Source organism: Ktedonobacter racemifer DSM 44963, assembly GCF_000178855.1.
Lineage (GTDB): Bacteria > Chloroflexota > Ktedonobacteria > Ktedonobacterales > Ktedonobacteraceae > Ktedonobacter > Ktedonobacter racemifer.
Window position 1 is genome coordinate 919,181 of record NZ_ADVG01000001.1, and the last position, 17,892, is coordinate 937,072.

Consider the following 17,892-nt stretch of genomic DNA (forward strand, 5'->3'; position numbering starts at 1 on the left):
TGTTTTAATCAAGATCGCCTATACCTTTTCATCATTTGCAGAAGTAAGTTATAGTTGTTTCGTATCGTTGCGGTATCGGGATGTAGGGGTCCCAATTGCTGCTCATAGATGGTCAGGGCGCGCTCATAGAGCGGTTCTGCCTGCTCATACTTGCCCTGATCCTGGTAGAGTTCGGCCAGGTTGTTGAAACTCGTTGCAGTGTCGGGATGCAGTGGCCCCAACTGTTGCTCACAGATGGCCAGGGCACGCTCATAGAGCGGCTCTGCCTGCTCATATTGAAAGTCTTAAAGCTCTTCTCCTACTAGCGCTTGGTTAGCTCACTCTCCTCGCCTATATGAAATAGTACGGCTAGCAAACCCGGAAGAACCAGTAGCCACTCATCATTACCACTATATTGACGTCTTTGTTAGGGTGTGCTAATATCTTATTAGAGCGGTCGGAAATATATCATTTACCAGGGATGGATCAGCGTTTGGTTTGACCAGACGTATCATCCAGATTGAGAATCAGTCAAAGGAGCCACAGGCATGAAGCTCATGCATAATGAAAAATCTTGCACCCTGTGCAATGCATCACTAGGTTGGTGGAACACTCAGTCCTGCGTCAAGTGCGGGCATACCATTTGCAACCGTCACGCATGTAAAATGCGCCGTCCACATAGCTCGGTTCTGTTCTCCTATTGCCCACACTGCTCACCTAAAACGCAGGCCACACCGCATACGCAGACAGTGACACCCCTTGAGGTGGAGGCGCTCCACTATTCGCATGCCTAAGGCTCCCTCGGGCCGCTCATCCGGAACATAACGTAACCTCGAAGCCCTGATAGGCCAGACGCACTATCAGGGCTTTGTCTCGCTCCAGCGTATACTACTTGCCCACGTGTATAAGCTCGTGCAGACGCGCAGCAGCTTGATCACGCGAGAGCGTGTTGGCCAGCAAGGCATCCAGGATCGCTTCAATCGCCGCGTCTTGCGGCAAAGCAAGCTGTTCCTCATGACCTTCTTCCGGTGCAACACCGGTGGGTTGCTGAACCACCAGAGAAGAGGGCATCTCCTCATGTGGCGCCTCGCTCCCCTTGAAGAGATGCTCACGAAGCGCGGTTGGCAGATAGATGCCCACCAGGATGCAGCCAACCAGGAAGGCACTAAGCCCTCCCTGCGCCGCCAGCTGCCAGTTCGACACAGCTGAACCAAGCAGTGTGGTAACACCGGTATACAATACCACTGCCAGGCCAATCGCACTCGCCAGGACGCCTGCTCCCAGAAGGGTGAGCACATATCCACGACGCGGTCCCGCTACCAGTTCGCCATCCCGTTTATATACTCTGCGCACATACCAGTCTACCAACACATAGCAGGCCCCACAGAGCACCAATGCCCAGGCCTCAAACCACGCCTGGTGATCTACCAGCACTCCATTGGTTGGGAACACTATCCCCAACTCATTGAAGAGTAATCTCCCTAGCCCCCACCAGAACGCACCCGCCAGGACGGCCCCTACAATTGCCAGCATGGTCAGGCGCAATACTTCCAAACGCATCAATTCCTGACGTACGCTACTGTTCAATGACCAGACATAGATGCCAATAAGGAGCGCACCCAGTATCAGGGGCGAGAAGAAGTCAAATGTTCCCTGATACCCCAAAATCTGCGTCAGGTGAACAGTATCTCTATACCCCAGGTGAAGCAGCACGACAATCGCCAGAAAACATCCTCGCAGCAGGAAGGCTACACCATACGCCAGGCCCAGGCCATGAAAGATCAAACGTGTCGCCAGGGATCGATCCTGACGTGCCATCCAGCTGTAAAAAATCCAGCTTCCCGCGACCCAGAGCAAGGAGATCAGTAGCCAGAAGGGGTTGGCAGGATTGCAGGAGGAATTCATATCACACTGGGCAGCGCCACCAAAGAAAAGCGTATCGATCACCTCTCTGATCGCAGGCACAAACACGAAGAAGGCCGTCACAGTGAACAATAAAACGAGTTGCACACCGAAGATGTGGATGCGTTGAAAGACGAGTGCGAGTCCGGTAGGCTCATCAGTGCGTCGGCGCTCAAGATGCACCAGGCAGGCTAGAAGCAAGAAGGAGAGAGCTGACGACCAGATGAAGATGACACCGCTATAGTTGGTCGACGCCAACGACGAGATTGCCGCGCCCAGCAATGGCACACCAAATGCAACGCTTATCCCTTCGGTTGTGTTCAAGAAGAAGGAACGGATAGCGCTGTGTGCAGCCTGAGGCTCTTGCCGGAGATCACGGCGTATGAGCCAGTAGTGCAGGCCGCCTAAGAGGCCTGCAATGAGAAATGCCACACAGGCATAGCTCACAGCCTGCACGAGCTGCGCCTGCGTCGGTATGCTCTGATATGTGCCACGCAGGGGCGTAAACGCGAGGCCAGTCGAGAGCAACGAGCCAAAGGCGGTAATCGCAAAAATCAATAATGCCGTGGCAACCACATATAAGTAGAAACGATAGAGGCTTCGAGCCATTACGAGCCCTCCTGTCCAAAGATTATTGCAAACGAGGTCCTATCTAGATTGATAGTTAGATGCATCAACCTATGACCTCGCCTTATCATACTTACCACTCTATGCCTCTTAGCATACAACCTGGCAGAACGGGAGGGATGGGTCAAATGCCCTATTTTTCGCCCGAGAGGGTCGCGTTTTCTCCGGCAGTATCCATGTAAGCTTGTGGCGCAGATCTGGGTTGGGAAGTCAGGCCCATCCACGCCATCATTTTCTTTAACAGGTAAAAGCTTCCCTCAACCGCGGGTCCGATGCCCAGGGCAAAGATGAGCGTGCCAATACCCACGGTGCCGCCCAGCAGGAACCCTATCACCAGCACACATACCTCGATAGAGGTACGCACAATCGCCACGCGCAGCCCAGTCAGGGTGTGCAGGCGCATCATTAAGCCATCTCGAGGTCCCGTGCCCAGACGGGGTGTAATGTAGAAGGCCGTTCCCAGGCCAATGACGCCTACGCCAAGTGCATTGCAGAGCAGGCGCCAGAACAGAGCGAAGTGTCCTATATCTGGAATAATATTGAAGCGCAAGAGCAGGTCCACGAAAGTTCCGATAAGGAACATATTCAAGATGGTCCCTACGCCGGGGTAGACCTTGAGCGCCAGCGTCAACACAATCAAAGCCGCGCCAACCACGATATTGGCCATACCAAAGGAGAGCGGAGTATGCCGGCTAATGCCCTGGTGAAAGACATCCCAGGGGTCTAGTCCCACACCAGAGCGATAGGTCAGTACGATACCAAGCGCGTAGAGGAATAAGCCAGCGATAACCACCAGCAAACGCAAAAAATACTTCCACGAAAAGAGAGAGCGCCAGAAGATATGCCGCATGTAGTATCCATTCTCTTATGTATTCTACTCAGGACTTCTCGCCACCTTGTGGCTCGTTTGAGTATATGTGATGGAGTGAGGAAAATGCCTCCTGCATTTTCCTCACTCCATCACATATACCTACAGAAAGCCTATAGTATATCCGACTGCGATACAACAGCCAATAAATAGAGCACAGTGCCAACCAATAGGAAGCCCGAGCCATAAAAAAGGGACCAGGAGCTCAATTGAGCTCCTGGTCCCTGATACTGACTGACAGGGCAGTCACTTAGTCGTTGGAGAGGTCGAGCCGCCAGGCGCTGCGCCCGTGCGTGGCCGCATAGAGCACGCGTCCGGACTCGGAGATGGTCAGGCTATACACAGCCACCATCGGCAAGCCCTTAGAGGCAGTACGCCAATGCGAGCTACCCTTGCGCAGGACATCGACACCAAAGTCGGTCGCGGCATAAAGGTTGCCGGTCACGCTGTCATAGGCGACATTCGTGATAGGCTGATCGCCCAGGTTAGCGCTGATGTCCTTCCACGACGCTTTGCCCGTCGCGGGATCGTAATGGACATCGAACACATGGCCTGTAGTGTTGGGAGTATACGCGTCATACCCCGAGAACGAGATATAGGCGTGATACTTATCCTTCGGATCAACCGCGATACCGCTGATGAAGCGATTGGGCTGTGCCGAGGTATCGATACGTGTATAGGTAACGTTAGCGGCGGGAGCATTGGCATTGGTCGAGATGAAGAGACGGCCACGGCGTGTTGCCGCCCAGAGCGTACCCGTATCACTCGGTGCGCGCTTGAGGGCTACCACATAACTGCCACCCTTATCTGTGCCAAAGGTGGAGTCCACCAGGTTGGGACCCAGGGGGACCCAGTCGCCACACTGTACCGTGAAGTCGCCTGTGATCTCGTTGCAGTGCTGATCCAGGTACGCCTGGGGACCACCACTATCCTGCGTGCGCCACACGTGCGCCAGACCGACAAACATCGTCTGGCTCACCTTGGGATCACCGATCAGAGGCACATAGAACGAAGCCGCCTCTCCACTCGCGAAGAGCGGATCAGCCCAGTAATCCCAACCATTGGGATCGTTGCCACGGAAGTTGACGTCGCCATTTGGACCATAATAGGTGTGCATACGGATAGAGGGATTACCAGCATCAATAGCCGAGTTGCCACCATCGCCGCCCACTGTCTGTGTCCAGACGGAGAGGTTTGATGGCGTGCTGGCAAAGGTGCCGTTATCCTGAGTGCCACCAATCAGGTCCTGTTTGGGATTCTTCGGATTGACCGACAAGCTCTGGAACTGAAGGGTTGAGAGACCACCGTTGAGACTGTAAATGCGCGTCGGAATCACCTTCAGCCATGCCTGACAATCGGTCAAATCAGTTCCCGAGATGCCGCGATTCGCGCAATCGCTGGAGGTATCCGCGAACTGCCCACTTGTACGCACAATGCCACCATCCGAACCCAGGAAGGCAATATCGGGATTGCTGGGTGCGAAGGCGATGGCGTGCTGGTCGGGATGCATACCCAGGGGCGGATTCTGGGTATCATTGGTCATGTCGGTAAAGCTGGCTCCGGCATCGGTAGAGCGCTGAACCGCGCGACCATTGGAGGGCGGGGTCGTGGTAAAGATCTCATTATACTGCATCTGCCCGCCAATCCAGACGGTATCTGGATGCCCGGCGGGAGATTCTACCGGCATGTCATAGGTACACTGCCCACCACAATAGTTGTACGATGAGTAGCCAGGAGTACCAGGATTCGGGTTTGACAGGTCAAGCCAGCCGGGATTGGCTGTACCATTCGTCAGTGTGCTGGCTGGCACATTCGCATCATCGACGCGGTATAGCTGCGCGGCAGAGCTACCACTATCGCCAACATAGATGCGCAATTTATCCCCATTGGGGGCCAGAGCGAACTGGGTGCGCGAGAGCGAGCTATTGGCGATTGTCCCCTGACCGGCAGAGGCAAAGACCTGCTCAAACGAGCCGTTGTTGCTGCGATACAGGCCGTAATCAAAGATGGAGAAGTAGACCTGCGTCGTCGAGCCCTGGTGATAGAAGCTTACCTTGCTTACGCCACCGCGGAAGAAGTCATTGCCATTTGGTGAAGAGGGATCGACGGTATCGCTCTCTTTGCTAAAGACCAGTTTAAAGGTCTTACCGCCGTTGAGCGACTCGTACAGGCCAACGACTGGCGCGTGGGGAGGCGTAAAACGTCCACCATTGACCGCGGACGAGCCGTGGCGCGCAACCGCCGTACCAATGTAAATATGATTGGCATTTGTGGGATCGACTGCAACCGAGCTGATCGCGCGATCCTTAGCCGCCGGGACGCTGCCCTCGACCAGTTTCCAATGCTTGCCGTAGTCGGTTGACTTGAAGAGGCCAACGCCTGCCTCGGAGTCGCTTGAGCCGTTCTGCTCGCCAGTGCCAGCATACAGCGTGTGTCCCGAGCGATCATTTGGATCAAGCACAATCGATCCAATCGCATTGGAGGAGAGGCCATCCGAAGAGTAGGTCCAGGTTGGCTTGGCTGCCAGGCCATTCTCGGTCGACCAGATGCCGCCGCCAGCGGCGCCAATCCAGACGCGGCAGAGCGTAGCATTACAGTCATTGGCCACTAAAATAACGTTCAAACGGCCAGATGTAACCGTAGCACGCCCGGTATAGGTAGCCTGGGGCGCAACCTGGGGAGTGCTAGGACCCACAAGTTGCCAGTCACCTTTACTGTTTGACTTGATGTTGGCTGGCATCACCTGCTGGGTAACAGCAAGATGTGCATTATAGGCAGTGTTGACACGCGTATAATCGATGTACGTTTGTGGATAGGCACGATCATCATACTGTTGTGCTGCTGCCTGAGCTTGCCCCTCGGGGCCATCAGCATACAGAGCATCGCCATCGGGATTGGTATAGAGGAAGTGATTAAAGTGTGGCTGCACTGGTCTGGCAAACGCGGCGGATGAGCTAAAAAGCATAAGTGCTGCACAAACGCTCGCGATGACATAGCGCCGCCATGCGTGGGAGCGAAACATACGCGAAAAACCTCCTTGCTTTTGCGAGGACACGACTGATAGCACAGATTATTTAGTCAGAAATCAGTCAAGTATCTCAGCACGATAGGAACATAGTCTTATCAACTGGATACATCGCGGGCCATACCCTACTACCCCATGCACCCTCCAGGCATACGCGGTCCTGGCACATAGCTGTCTCAAAGAACCATGTGCATGTCCGTATATGCTTTTGTTAAGTTGTACGTATAGTGGAAGGGAACCAGGCTCTCCCCCAGAACCATGTGAGATGTAATGCATGGCTATGCAGTGTGAAGGGAACAGGAAAATGTCATGCAAGCACATCAATAATAGCAAAGGTGGCGGAAATGCTTTTGTTGCTTACATGTTTATAAGCATACCGTTAAGTTTGAGCAATGTCAATATATATGCAAGAACATGTTTTCAAGCGATTGCAAAGTTCTGTGAATAAACCTGCGTTCCGCCACCAATCGTATCTGGATCTGGAGCTGGATGATAGGCCAGAACGACGCGATATGTTCCCGCAGTCCACATACCCGGCGTTGTTGCGGGCTGCATGCCTGGAAATCTGGGTTTAAGCACAATGGTTTTGCTCGATTGAGCGGTGATCGCAAGCATACTGGTTGCTGCGAGCGGGCTACAGAGTCGTTGTGCCTGCCAGCCCGCGCTGGTCTGGCGCTCAAGTTGGATAATCGTGCAACTGGAGGGATTGATAGCGGCAAAGATGCTTTGCGCAGAACGATTAGAGATCGTTACCGTTATCGCCTCCTGTCTCGCATAGGATGTCTTACTGACAATGACCTCCACAGAGGTGGAAGCGCCAGGCGTCTTCTGCGAAGGCACTGGCGTTGACGCGCCAGGCGTAGCAGTTTTTTCGGTGGGCGTTGGAGTCTCCCCTGGAGTGGCACTTGAACCAAAACCTGGCTGAGTGCCACTTCCGCAAGCAGCCATCCCTAATGGCAGGACGCAAAGCAGACACAAAGAGAAGAAAACAAATGTACGACGCATAAGCATGCACCTCCTTCGGAGATACAACGAAGCGGAGCCAGAAAAGTTCCAGAAGACGACGCTGCTCAAACACGCGCCTACATATCATGACGCGTCGGGCATCAAGCTGCGCTAGTGGTGTACGCTACCCTCCCATTGCTCGCGCAACGCCTCAAAGGCGGGAGCGACCTGGACCGCGAAATCATCCCAGTTGCACTCTATCGAGATACGATGATCATAGCCAGCCTGGTGAAGCGCCCGAAAATAGGGACGCAGGTCCTCGCCATGGCGCCCCGGGGCCGAGCGTCCCGCATGTTCCGCCACATGCACATGTGCGAGATTCCGAGCAACGGGGATAAGGGTCTCAGGAGCCTCACCATTACAGGCCATATGATACGTATCCGCCAGCAAGCGCACATGCGATGCGTTCAGACTTGCGACAAAGGCCCCCGTTTCACTGACCGTATTGAAGATATTGGCCTCCTCATAGCGCAGGGGTTCCAGCACAAGCTCGACACCATACCTGCTGGCCCAGATATTCCAGCGCTCCAGGTACTCTCCAAGCTGTGACAGGGCCTCATTATGCGCATAACCTTCTGGACAGGCACGCGCCGCGCCACTGCCAAAGACAATCAAACGAATACCAGCCTCCGCCGCTCGTTGGAGGGCAGTTTGCACGTAGCGCTCAATGCGTGATCGATCTACAGGCCGCGTGGGGGTAGCGATCAACGCCAGATCCCCGGGTAGGAAAACATTGGCTGTCTCAACAGGAACAGGCAAGGTGCGCGCAAACTGTAGCTGCTCCAGAAAAACATCTCTGGGCGCCTCTGGCACTAGAAAACGCTGCACACTCTCCTCAAGATAATCAAAGGGAATCGTTTTGAGTGCGGCAACCTCGCGCATGGATGCACAGATACCAAACCTCATCGTGAAGTCTCCTCGCTTCCTGCCTACTATATTTACTTCTATATCTATCTCGCCCTATTGTGACGACTCCCCACGGCTAAAGCCGGGGGCTTCTCAGGAGGCTTGCGCTTCCCGATGGCTCCGTCCGAGCCAAAGGTTTTTGATGTTTATGGCGGCATTGTGGTCACGATCTAGTTCACAACCGCACTCACACGAATGCCACCGTTGAGAAAGCTCTTTCTTGCGAATGCTGCCACAACTGCTACACACTTGGCTGGTGTAACGAGGATCAACCAACACGACTGACGTACCAGCCTCTTCCGCTTTATACTGACAGAACGTGATGAATTGATGCCAACCAGCATCGAGTATCGATTTATTCAAGCCAGATTTCGCACTGGCCCCGTTAGGAAGATACTTACCTGTTTCCTCATCTTGTTTGGGCTTGGCCTTTCGTGAGAGGTTGGCAGGCGCAATATCCTCAAACACAATGGTTCCGTAGGTGTTGACCAGACGGCGCGACCACTGGTGAAGGTAGTCATTGCGCTGATTTCGCACTTTGCGATGCAGGAGAGCCACGCGCTTGACTGCCTTCTTGCGTCGGTGCGAACCTCGCTTCTTTGTGGACAAGGCTTGTTGTGCTTTGGCAAGTTTCTTTTCAGCATGTCGATAGTGCTTAGGATTCTCTATCACATCGCCAGTGGAGAGCGTTGCCAGTTTCGAGACACCTAAATCAATCCCTACTGCCTCGTCTGTGTAGGGCGTACGTGGCATCGCCTCCACTTCACAAGCAAGGCACACATACCAGCAATCACCCTCTCGCTTGATCGTGCAGGTCTTAATGATTCCCTGGATAGGGCGATGCAGCTTGATTTTGATATGCCCTATCTTGGACAAGAATAACTTGCCCTGCTCATCGATGTTGAAGCCTGCCTGTGGGTACGTAAAGCTATCGTAGTGATTGCGCCCCTGAAACCTGGGATATCCAGGAGTATCGCCCTTTTTCACACGGCGGAAGAAGTCTTTGAATGCTTTCTCCACACGTTGCAGCACATCCTGCAATACCTGAGAGTGGATATCCTTATACTCCTCTCGAATCTCCTTGATTTCAGGGAGTTGGTTGGCTTGTGCGTTGTAGGTGGTGCCTTTGCCAGTGTACGTGTACATCTCCCGACGTTCTTGAAGAGCAGCGTTGTACAACTCGCAAGATCGAGCTAGAGTCCATTCAAGCTTCTCTCGCTGCTTTCTGGTAGGCATGAGGCGATACTTAAAGGTTTTCATGCTCACGCGGCTTCCTGCCTATCTTGTGACGAGCAATACGCTCTCGTACCGCCTGGACAATTTCCCAGTTAATGGATCGTTCCTCATCCTGTGCCATCTGCTCTAACGCATCCCACACGGATTGAGGAAGACGAGCCTTAAAGTGGTGTTCTTGTTTCTCTTTCATGACATCATTTTAGCATTTTAGTGATATCATTTCAAGCGTATTCCCAACCCCTACCCCAGATAAGGAACGCGCCTTATATCCCCATATCTAAAGATAAGGGTTTTACGGCGCGGTCTGATAAAATTGTAGGGGCCATGCTTGCATGGCCTTATTCTCGTGGACTGAAACGCATCCTCCGGCGGACAAAGTCCAAGCCAACTTGGACCCTACAATTTTCCACTATACACCCTGCTGCTCCTCTGTAGAAATTTCGATCACGATAGCATCCAGGGAGTCTTCTTCAGTCCAGACGGTGTGATCGATCTTCGCAGGCCAGAGCACAGCGTCTCCAGCCTGGATCTCGCGTTCCTCTCCTCCTGGTCCACCTATGCGCACGAAGCCCCTACCACGCGTAACTAGAAACAGGGCCGAATTCGTTGCATTGCTATGCTCCTCAATCGAGCCATGTGGCTCAATATACATCGCCACCACGCTGCTCTGGCTGTTTAAGAAAAACGGCAACCCATTGAAACGTTGTGCTAACTGTTCCTCGCTCGCTCGCTCTTTGATGGCGAGCGGATACTGAATGGGAACGGCATACACACCCGGATGATTACCGGGAATCTTGGTCTTGATATCGGAAGAGAAACGGCGAATAGCAACCATAGAGGCCTCCTTAAGTTTTTCTCTCGGAGAGCATACCAGAAAAGCCACATAAAAACATTGTCCTAATGAACGATGCGCATAAGCAGATATATAGTTTATACTAAGTCAGTACCCTACGGCGAAAGCCGAGGGCTTGGAGTTGTGTCTGAACTCCACCGCAATTCAGCATACCGTTTCAGGCGTGCGGCTTTGGCTTCATCATCCGACACAGAAGGCGCGTACTGACAAGAGGCCCGTTCCTCTCCAGTCTTGCCGGATAAGAAGCGTTCGCATCGCAATGTTTCTTGCACCAACCAGATCGGCATGGAGCGTGTACTGACAATTCTGACAGACGAAGAGCAATCCTTTGTTGGGTCTATTCTCTTTGCAGGTGTGCCCACATTTGGGGCACGCTTGCGAGGTAGAGTTGGCATCGACCTTGATCGCCATACTTCGATGTAAGAGCGCTTTATAGGCAATCATGCTATGCAACTCAGCGAAGGACCATTTGGAGAAGGTACGATTGGCTTTTCGCTGTTTTGCATTTTTGCCTTTGCGTCGTTTGGTACGCTCTCGAATGTCTGTCAGATGCTCCAGTCCAATCAAGCTTTGAGGGTGCTGTTGGACAATCCGCTTACTCACGACATGATTGGTATTCTGCTTCAACCGTCTCTCTCGTCCACTGATGGCAACGAGCCTTCTTGTCGCTGAACGAGTGCCTTTCTTTTGCAGACGTTTTCTCAGTCGTGCGGAGTGGTTTGCCTTGGGGACAATCTGTTTGCCTGAATGGAAGGTGCAATCCCCTTGCATCGTCGCCGTGACGGCAAGGTATCGCATCCCCACATCCACTCCGGCGACCTGCTTGTGTGTTTCAGGTGTAGGATCAGCCGTCTCAATTTCAAGAGAGACAAGGAGGTAAAATTGTTTCTTGGGCTTGTCATACCAGAGTTTCGATGCACCAATCTCCGCTCCACGCTGGATCAATGCCACATGCTTATTGTAGCCAGTATAGGGCACGATAACACGTCCCTCAAGGGTCAGGATGCTCACCTGCTGCTCTTTCTTGAAGGTGTAGTCTTTCTTGTACTGATAGGTCAACGTGGGGGAGATGAACTTGGGAGCCTTATCAAGCCCTTTGTAGCGTTTCTTGGTCTTCCCTTCCTTACGATGAACAGCATTGTTCTTGACCTTTGTCCAGAGGGTTTTATACGAGGCACCAACTTGGCGAGGAACAGAACAGGCCATTTGCGAAGGCAGATGAAAACGGAGGCGGATCTCTTCGTAGGTGGCATCTTGCAAACGAACAGCATTGCTCATCTTGCCATGCGCAAAGGCGTACTGGCTCACATAGTTGAGAGAATCCCGATACGCCAGTTGCGTTGTACGTAATGCCTTGAATTGCTCGGGCGTTGTATTCAATTTGAGTTTCGCTGTTAATACCGTTTGCATACGCTAAATTATACCATAGTTTTCATCTGACTGTCAACAATACATGAGCAGATGAGAGCATGTCTACGGCGTATTCCACCCAAGCCACCGACAAAGGAACGCCGCATTCCTCCCCATGCCTGAAAGGGCAGGGGCATCCTGCGGCGTTTTGGGTGAAGAGAGGGCCGAGAGAGTGTTGTCGGACTTCTCTTCGTCTACTCGCTAGCTTTACCCCAGCCACCACCACCGGGTGAAGCGATGGTCAACCGATCCCCTGCGGCCGCACGGAAATGGACCTTCCCCGGCAAAAGTGTCTCCTGCCCCTCGTGAACAAGGCGATTCTCGCCACGCTGACCCGGCTCTCCACCTTGCAGGCCATAGGGGGCGAAGCGCCGCCGCTCAGTGAGTAGCGTGACATCGGTGGGTACCTCAAAGGTGATCTCACGCGCAAGGCCATCACCACCATGATGCTTACCCTGGCCGCCAGAGCCTGCGCGCAGCTCATAGCGGCTGATACGCATTGGATAGGCGTATTCAAAAGCCTCGACCGGCGTATTGAGCGTGTTGCTCATATGCACATGCGCGCCCGAGAGACCATCCTGCTCAGGATGCGCCCCCATACCTCCGCCCATCGTCTCATAGTAGGCAAAGGGCTGGCTTGTTCGTGGATCGAGGCCTCCGGCGGTGATATTGTTCATTGTACCCTGCCCGGCGGCAGGAATAACCTCCGGTAGCGCCTGGGCCAGCGCACCAAAGATAGCATCGGTAATGCGCTGCGAGGTCTCAACATTTCCCTGGGCCACCCCCGCTGGAGGGCGCGCATTGACCACCGTTCCACCGGGCGCGATGACCGTCACTGGGGCAAAGGTCCCGTGATTCATGGGAGCATCATCGGGCATCAGGCAGCGCACGGTATAGTAAGCCGCCGACTTCGCCACCGCCGCCACGGTATTGATATTCCCGCGCACCTGCGAGCTACTCTCTGAGAAATCGACCGTCATAACTTCGCCGCTAACGGTCACGCTCACCGCTATTTTCACTGACTCCTCGCCGATGCCGTCATCATCGAGATGATCCTCGAAGCGATAGGTGCCATCGGGCATATTCGCGATGGTCGCGCAGGTGATGCGCTGGGCATAGGCGATTAGCTCCTCGATATGCGCTTGCAGCGTGGGCAGACTCCAACGCGCGACCATTTCCTCCATGCGGCGGACAGCGGTGCGATTGGCCGCCACCTGAGCCGCCAGGTCGCCCCTGCGCTCAGCAGGCGTACGCACATTACGCAAGAGCAACGAGAGCAAAGGTTGATTGGGCTGCCCTGCCTCCCACAATTTGACCGGGGGAATAATGATCCCCTCCTGGTAGATCTCGCTGGCAAGTGGCATCGAGCCTGCGGAGATGCCTCCTACATCTGAGTGATGCGCCCGGTTGGCCGCGAAGCCGATCAAACATGGCTCGCTCTGAATATTGACATAGATGGGCGCGATCAGGGTAATATCGGGCAGGTGGGAGCCACCCAGGAAGGGATCGTTGAGCGCAATAATGTCGCCTGGGGCGAAATGGTCGAAGGTTGCCAGCGCAGACGCGACAGAGTCGGGCATGGCGCCAAGGTGTACAGGAATATGTGCCGCCTGGGCAATCAAACGCCCCCGCACATCGAAAAGCGCGCAGGAGAAGTCGCGGCGTTCTTTGATATTGGGCGAGTAACTGCTGAGCATCAAGACGGTCCCCATCTCCTCTGCAATAGCAGTGAGGGCGCTGCGAAAGATCTCCAGGCTAATGGGCGTCACCTTGCGTGACTCAATCATGCGGATTCACCCTCCTCTATGTGCTCAAGCACCAGATTGTTGACGGCATCAACATAGCCGCGCCAGTTAGGTGGTAGCACGGTAGTTGTATCATATTGCACAATAATCGCCGGACCTTGCAACACGCCTCCCACCGGCAGTGCAGCGCGCTCGTATACTGGCACCTCGTACGCGAGCGCCTCGCCCATCGCGCCCGTGAAAAGAGCCTTGCGCCGGGCAAACGGACGCACATCCACCTGCTCCTCAGCCTCTCTGCGCTCATAGGCGGGCTTATCACCTACCCCACGCGCCTTGAGGCGTACGTTTACAACCTGCACTCGCTCATTAGGGTCGCTATACCCAAAGCGCTGCTCGTGCATGCGATGGAAGTCCAGCACTGCCTGCGCCACATCATGCCCATAGGGGATGAGCAGTTCATAGGCCTGCCCAACGTAACGCAGGTCCAGGTAGCGCTCGATTCGTATATCTTCAGGGGCGATACCCTCATGCGCTAAATCCTCGCGTCCCTGTTGTTCCAACTCACCCAGGACCGTGATCGCAACCTCCTGAGCCTCTTCAGCGGGAAGCATAATTGTGCGTACATAGTCCTTTAATGTATCCGCGACCAGGGTTCCAAGCGCCGAGAGCACGCCGGGGACGGTAGGAATCAACACGCGTGGAATACGCAGTGCGCTCGCCAGTTCACAGGCATGGAGCGGTCCCGCGCCGCCAAAGGCCACCAGGACAAAATCGCGTGGATCGCACCCACGCTCCACTGAAATAACGCGTATGGCCGCCTCCATATTGGCGTTCACAACACGGATGATACCCAGAGCAGCCTCTTCAACTGATCCCCCCAGCCGCTCCGCAATGGCCTGCATCGCCTGCTGCGCCGCCTGAGTATCCAATTTCATCGTTCCTCCGAGAAAGTCCTCGGGTATCAGGCGCCCAAGCACGACATGAGCATCAGTGACCGTGGCTGCACTTCCTCCGCGTCCATAGGCGGCAGGCCCGGGATTCGCCCCGGACGAGATTGGACCTACACGCAACGCCCCACCCGTATCAAACCAGCCAATGCTGCCACCGCCCGCGCCCACAGTGTGAATATCGATCATCGGCAGGCGAGTCGGATAGCCTCCAATCATGCCATTGGTTGTCTCGGTCGCGGTCCCATTGATCAGGGCCACGTCGGTCGAGGTCCCGCCAATATCGAAGGAAATAGTCTGCGTGAATCCCGAGGCCTGCGCGACAAAGGCGGCCCCAACGACACCGGCGGCGGGTCCCGAAAGCAGGGTCCTGGCCGCTTCGCTCCGCGCCATCGCGCTTGAAATCGAGCCACCATTAGATTGCATAATGCGCAATGTGGTACGCGAGGGTAGTTCCTGCTCCAGGCGCTCTAGATAGCGCGCGATCAAGGGGCCGATGTAGGCATTCAAAACGGTGGTACTCGTGCGCTCATATTCGCGAAACTCGGGCAGAACGCTTGAGGAGGCTGACACATAGAATCCTACCTCACGCGCCCGCGCCGCCACACGCCGCTCATGCTCAGGATTGGCAAAGCTAAAGAGGAGAGAGATCGCCACTGCCTCCACGCCAGCGGACTGCAAGGCGTCCAGTGCGCGCTCCAACGAGGCTTCATCCAGCGCGATAAGCACCTCCCCTCGCTCATTTAAGCGCTCTTTGACTTCTACGCGTCGTTCACGAGGCACCAGGGGAGGAACCTTTTGTGGGCGCAGGCTATACAGCTTAGGACGTGTTTGCCGACCAATCTCCAGGACATCGCGAAAGCCCGCCGTCGTGATCAAGCCCGTGGGCACACCTTTCTGTTCTAAAACGGCATTTGTCGCCACGGTCGACCCATGCACCAGGGCCTCGATATCCTCTAGAATACCCAGTTCATGCAATCCCTGAAGAATGGCTCGCGAGGGGTCCTCGGGCGTCGAAAGCACTTTATGAACTTTGAAGCCGCCATCACGCAAGAGCACAATGTCGGTAAATGTCCCCCCAGTATCAACCCCGACCAGCAAGTGTGTCATGTATGCAAACTCCTTAGCAGGTGGCTAGAGTACCGCAAATCTTACTCATAGCATATAACAAAGAAACATCACTCACCAAAAACACAAACGAAGAGGGCCGATACATATTCAGCCATCCTCGCTATGACACACACCTCCTCTATTTCACTGTAACGGTGATGGTTGCCCCTTTCTCGCTTTTGAGCGTAAACGTTCCAGTCTTCAAGAAGGTCACCGTGACCGAGGCATTGACTGGCACCTTGGCGTCGATACCTGCGCCTGATTTTTTCAAGCCCCTCCCAGTTTCACCAGATAATGAAGTCTCACCATCCTAACCAAATTAGCAAAACAAGCAACTGTATAGTATAATCTCATTTTAGGGTTGCGCCCTTGTTTCGGGCTAAATTACAACACGCTTAACATTTATACATGCGCATGCATAGTTTGACCAGGACTTGCCCAGACTTAATGGGAAGCTCAGGCAACAGCTAGAAAACGCGCTAGTAGCTAGAAGAAGGAGGGGAAAGCAGTTCTAAAGAGAAGCAACAGTTTCGCTTTGAAGCATCGAAAGCACCTGGCTTCAAAGTAGACTCCGAACATTGTTGGATACAGCGTTCGCAAATTTAGGAAGGATTCTCTTCATGAAAAGGACATCACGTCTGTTTAAGACCGTGGCAGCGGCTCTTGTTGTACTAAGCCTCGCCCTGGCTGTGTTCTATTTCCATGGCGGCACAGGTGTCGCCCATGCGACGACCAGTGATGATGGCATTGGTACGCCTGAGTTTAAGAGCGATCAGAGCGCATCGAATTTTTCATCCAATGCCAATACTATTCCTTACTGGAGCTCCTCTTTTACCGATCCGACCAATGGGGTTACCTACCCTTTCACGATGGTAGGAACGAATCCCGCGAAAGGCGACGTCTCGACGACGATCCCGACAGTCATTATCCCCTTCCGCTTTTCCTTTGTGCAATCAGCCGATCCCAATAACACCGTCCTTGACGGCTCTGTGAAGTCCACGCTCACGGCTCAGTCTCCTATGTTCCAGAAGGCTGATATTGGTGCCGCGGCTAATGCTACCGCAAGCACCCCACCAACCTTTCCTGGTGTTGCACCAGCCAACGCTCGCCCTGTCAACGAGCCCAGCGATGTGACGCAGGTTGGTGATGCGATCTACCGTGCGCAATGGGGGAAATCAGGCACTGGCTATCATACTCTTCTTGGACAGCCTACGATTCTCCCAACCGTCTCTTACAGTGTACCCAGCAACCAAGGCTTTATTGAGATTGGTAGCCGCTCGCAGGCTCGCATCGGGTTAATGGATTATCACTGGTTCTCCAACCGCCTGAACGAGACTATGCGCAATCTGCACATCAGTCCCAATGTCCTGCCCATTTTCCTGGTCTACAACACGTTCCTCTATGAGACCACTCCCAGCAACTGCTGTGTGCTTGGTTACCATGGGGCAACTACCTCGGCCAACGGCAATGGTCAGCAGCAGGTAAATACCTACATGTTTGCCTCCTACAGCGACCCCGGCATTTTCCGCGCCAATCCCGGCGACGCGTTCTCCTACGTCCAGGATATTCACGGCCTGAGCCACGAGGTCCAGGAGTGGATGGACGATCCCTTCGTGAACAACAGCATCAATCCCTGGGTAACGCCAACCGCTCCGCAGTATGGCTGCACCAGCGATCTGGAGACCGGCGATCCTGTCGTCGGCTATGGCTTTACCATCCATATGCCCAATGGAGTAGATTATCATCCCGAGGACGAGGTGCATTACTCCTGGTTTGCACGTGAGAAACCCTCGCGAGCCGCTCAAGGATATTTCACCTACCTGAATAACTACTCTGATGTCGCCCACGGCTGCTAACTAACTAGCACCTCAAGCGACTTAACAGGATTGGCCAGGCTCTCTTGGATAGAGAGAGAGTCTGGCCTTCCTTTCTATTATCGAGCAACTTCATAACTCTGGTCTGTATTGCTAACGGCCGCAGGCATTCCTGCACCTCCTCGACCGCACTTATTTACTTTATGGCAATCTGTCCTCTTCCTTAATGCTGGACCTATTCCTAACTATCCATCATCCTCTATGAGAACATGAAACAGCTCATCACGCCAAGCTCAAACTGCAGACCGATCCCACCCAGTTCGCGGCCTTGCAACAGACCCAACCCCCATTCGGGGGCACGGCTGGCCTACCGTGATGCCTTGAACCACATGAGTCGCTATAGCTTTGTGCACAGAAAAGTACCAGATAGTGGTTAAGAAAAAGAAGTGCATCTCCCCCAAAACA

General features: G+C 54.0%; 13 protein-coding genes and 1 pseudogene. 1 reads left to right on the forward strand and 13 read right to left on the reverse strand.

Annotated elements, in window-relative coordinates:
- Positions 1 to 8 precede the first annotated feature (8 nt).
- From KRAC_RS78085 to KRAC_RS78090, 13 genes and pseudogenes are all read right to left on the reverse strand, one after another.
- Positions 9 to 272, reverse strand: a pseudogene (locus tag KRAC_RS78085) (tetratricopeptide repeat protein); the annotation flags it as partial.
- Positions 273 to 867: 595 nt separating this feature from the next.
- A complete protein-coding gene (locus KRAC_RS04240; RefSeq protein WP_007904762.1) occupies positions 868 to 2,490 on the reverse strand; it encodes a DUF5671 domain-containing protein in 1,623 nt (540 codons plus the stop codon).
- 151 nt (positions 2,491 to 2,641) lie between these two features.
- Positions 2,642 to 3,358: a YczE/YyaS/YitT family protein gene (locus KRAC_RS04245; RefSeq protein ID WP_007904763.1), complete on the reverse strand. Its 717-nt coding sequence runs from the start codon at positions 3,356 to 3,358 to the stop codon at positions 2,642 to 2,644.
- Between the two features lie 268 nt (positions 3,359 to 3,626).
- Positions 3,627 to 6,398 carry a WD40/YVTN/BNR-like repeat-containing protein gene (locus KRAC_RS04250; protein ID WP_007904764.1) on the reverse strand — a complete coding sequence of 924 codons (2,772 nt, stop codon included), beginning with the start codon at positions 6,396 to 6,398 and terminating at the stop codon, positions 3,627 to 3,629.
- Positions 6,399 to 6,821: 423 nt separating this feature from the next.
- Positions 6,822 to 7,406 (reverse strand): hypothetical protein, encoded by a 585-nt coding sequence (locus KRAC_RS04255; protein ID WP_007904765.1) that lies wholly within the window; start codon positions 7,404 to 7,406, stop codon positions 6,822 to 6,824.
- Positions 7,407 to 7,517: 111 nt separating this feature from the next.
- Positions 7,518 to 8,312, reverse strand: coding sequence for a sugar phosphate isomerase/epimerase family protein (locus KRAC_RS04260; RefSeq protein ID WP_007904766.1), 795 nt, complete (start codon positions 8,310 to 8,312; stop codon positions 7,518 to 7,520).
- Between the two features lie 93 nt (positions 8,313 to 8,405).
- Complete coding sequence (locus tag KRAC_RS04265) at positions 8,406 to 9,572, reverse strand: RNA-guided endonuclease InsQ/TnpB family protein (protein ID WP_007904767.1); 1,167 nt, start codon at positions 9,570 to 9,572, stop codon at positions 8,406 to 8,408.
- Entirely contained in the window at positions 9,559 to 9,738 is a 180-nt protein-coding gene (locus tag KRAC_RS04270) for an Arc family DNA-binding protein (RefSeq protein ID WP_040441891.1), read from the reverse strand. The genes KRAC_RS04265 and KRAC_RS04270 overlap by 14 nt, the downstream gene beginning before the upstream one ends.
- A gap of 219 nt (positions 9,739 to 9,957) precedes the next feature.
- Positions 9,958 to 10,383 (reverse strand): cupin domain-containing protein, encoded by a 426-nt coding sequence (locus KRAC_RS04275; protein ID WP_007904768.1) that lies wholly within the window; start codon positions 10,381 to 10,383, stop codon positions 9,958 to 9,960.
- A 198-nt stretch (positions 10,384 to 10,581) separates the two neighbouring features.
- The gene (locus KRAC_RS04280; RefSeq protein WP_007904769.1) at positions 10,582 to 11,811 is read right to left on the reverse strand and encodes an RNA-guided endonuclease InsQ/TnpB family protein; all 1,230 of its coding nucleotides are present in this window, start codon (positions 11,809 to 11,811) and stop codon (positions 10,582 to 10,584) included.
- Positions 11,812 to 12,005: 194 nt separating this feature from the next.
- Positions 12,006 to 13,598, reverse strand: coding sequence for a hydantoinase B/oxoprolinase family protein (locus KRAC_RS04285; RefSeq protein WP_007904770.1), 1,593 nt, complete (start codon positions 13,596 to 13,598; stop codon positions 12,006 to 12,008).
- Positions 13,595 to 15,613, reverse strand: a complete 2,019-nt coding sequence (locus KRAC_RS04290; RefSeq protein WP_007904771.1) for a hydantoinase/oxoprolinase family protein — start codon at positions 15,611 to 15,613, stop codon at positions 13,595 to 13,597. The genes KRAC_RS04285 and KRAC_RS04290 overlap by 4 nt, the downstream gene beginning before the upstream one ends.
- A gap of 139 nt (positions 15,614 to 15,752) precedes the next feature.
- A complete protein-coding gene (locus tag KRAC_RS78090; protein ID WP_274532080.1) occupies positions 15,753 to 15,884 on the reverse strand; it encodes a hypothetical protein in 132 nt (43 codons plus the stop codon).
- Positions 15,885 to 16,233: 349 nt separating this feature from the next.
- Between KRAC_RS78090 and KRAC_RS04295 the strand changes: the two genes are divergently transcribed.
- Positions 16,234 to 17,469 carry a hypothetical protein gene (locus KRAC_RS04295; protein WP_007904772.1) on the forward strand — a complete coding sequence of 412 codons (1,236 nt, stop codon included), beginning with the start codon at positions 16,234 to 16,236 and terminating at the stop codon, positions 17,467 to 17,469.
- Positions 17,470 to 17,892 lie beyond the last annotated feature (423 nt).

Excerpts from the sequence above, each read along its gene's own strand:
- KRAC_RS04240 (WP_007904762.1), bottom strand. The coding sequence starts at position 2,490 with ATGGCTCGAAGCCTCTATCGTTTCTACTTATATGTGGTTGCCACGGCA.
- KRAC_RS04245 (WP_007904763.1), bottom strand. The coding sequence starts at position 3,358 with ATGCGGCATATCTTCTGGCGCTCTCTCTTTTCGTGGAAGTATTTTTTG.
- KRAC_RS04250 (WP_007904764.1), bottom strand. The coding sequence starts at position 6,398 with ATGTTTCGCTCCCACGCATGGCGGCGCTATGTCATCGCGAGCGTTTGT.
- KRAC_RS04255 (WP_007904765.1), bottom strand. The coding sequence starts at position 7,406 with ATGCGTCGTACATTTGTTTTCTTCTCTTTGTGTCTGCTTTGCGTCCTG.
- KRAC_RS04260 (WP_007904766.1), bottom strand. The coding sequence starts at position 8,312 with ATGAGGTTTGGTATCTGTGCATCCATGCGCGAGGTTGCCGCACTCAAA.
- KRAC_RS04265 (WP_007904767.1), bottom strand. The coding sequence starts at position 9,572 with ATGAAAACCTTTAAGTATCGCCTCATGCCTACCAGAAAGCAGCGAGAG.
- KRAC_RS04270 (WP_040441891.1), bottom strand. The coding sequence starts at position 9,738 with ATGAAAGAGAAACAAGAACACCACTTTAAGGCTCGTCTTCCTCAATCC.
- KRAC_RS04275 (WP_007904768.1), bottom strand. The coding sequence starts at position 10,383 with ATGGTTGCTATTCGCCGTTTCTCTTCCGATATCAAGACCAAGATTCCC.
- KRAC_RS04280 (WP_007904769.1), bottom strand. The coding sequence starts at position 11,811 with ATGCAAACGGTATTAACAGCGAAACTCAAATTGAATACAACGCCCGAG.
- KRAC_RS04285 (WP_007904770.1), bottom strand. The coding sequence starts at position 13,598 with ATGATTGAGTCACGCAAGGTGACGCCCATTAGCCTGGAGATCTTTCGC.
- KRAC_RS04290 (WP_007904771.1), bottom strand. The coding sequence starts at position 15,613 with ATGACACACTTGCTGGTCGGGGTTGATACTGGGGGGACATTTACCGAC.
- KRAC_RS04295 (WP_007904772.1), top strand. The coding sequence starts at position 16,234 with ATGAAAAGGACATCACGTCTGTTTAAGACCGTGGCAGCGGCTCTTGTT.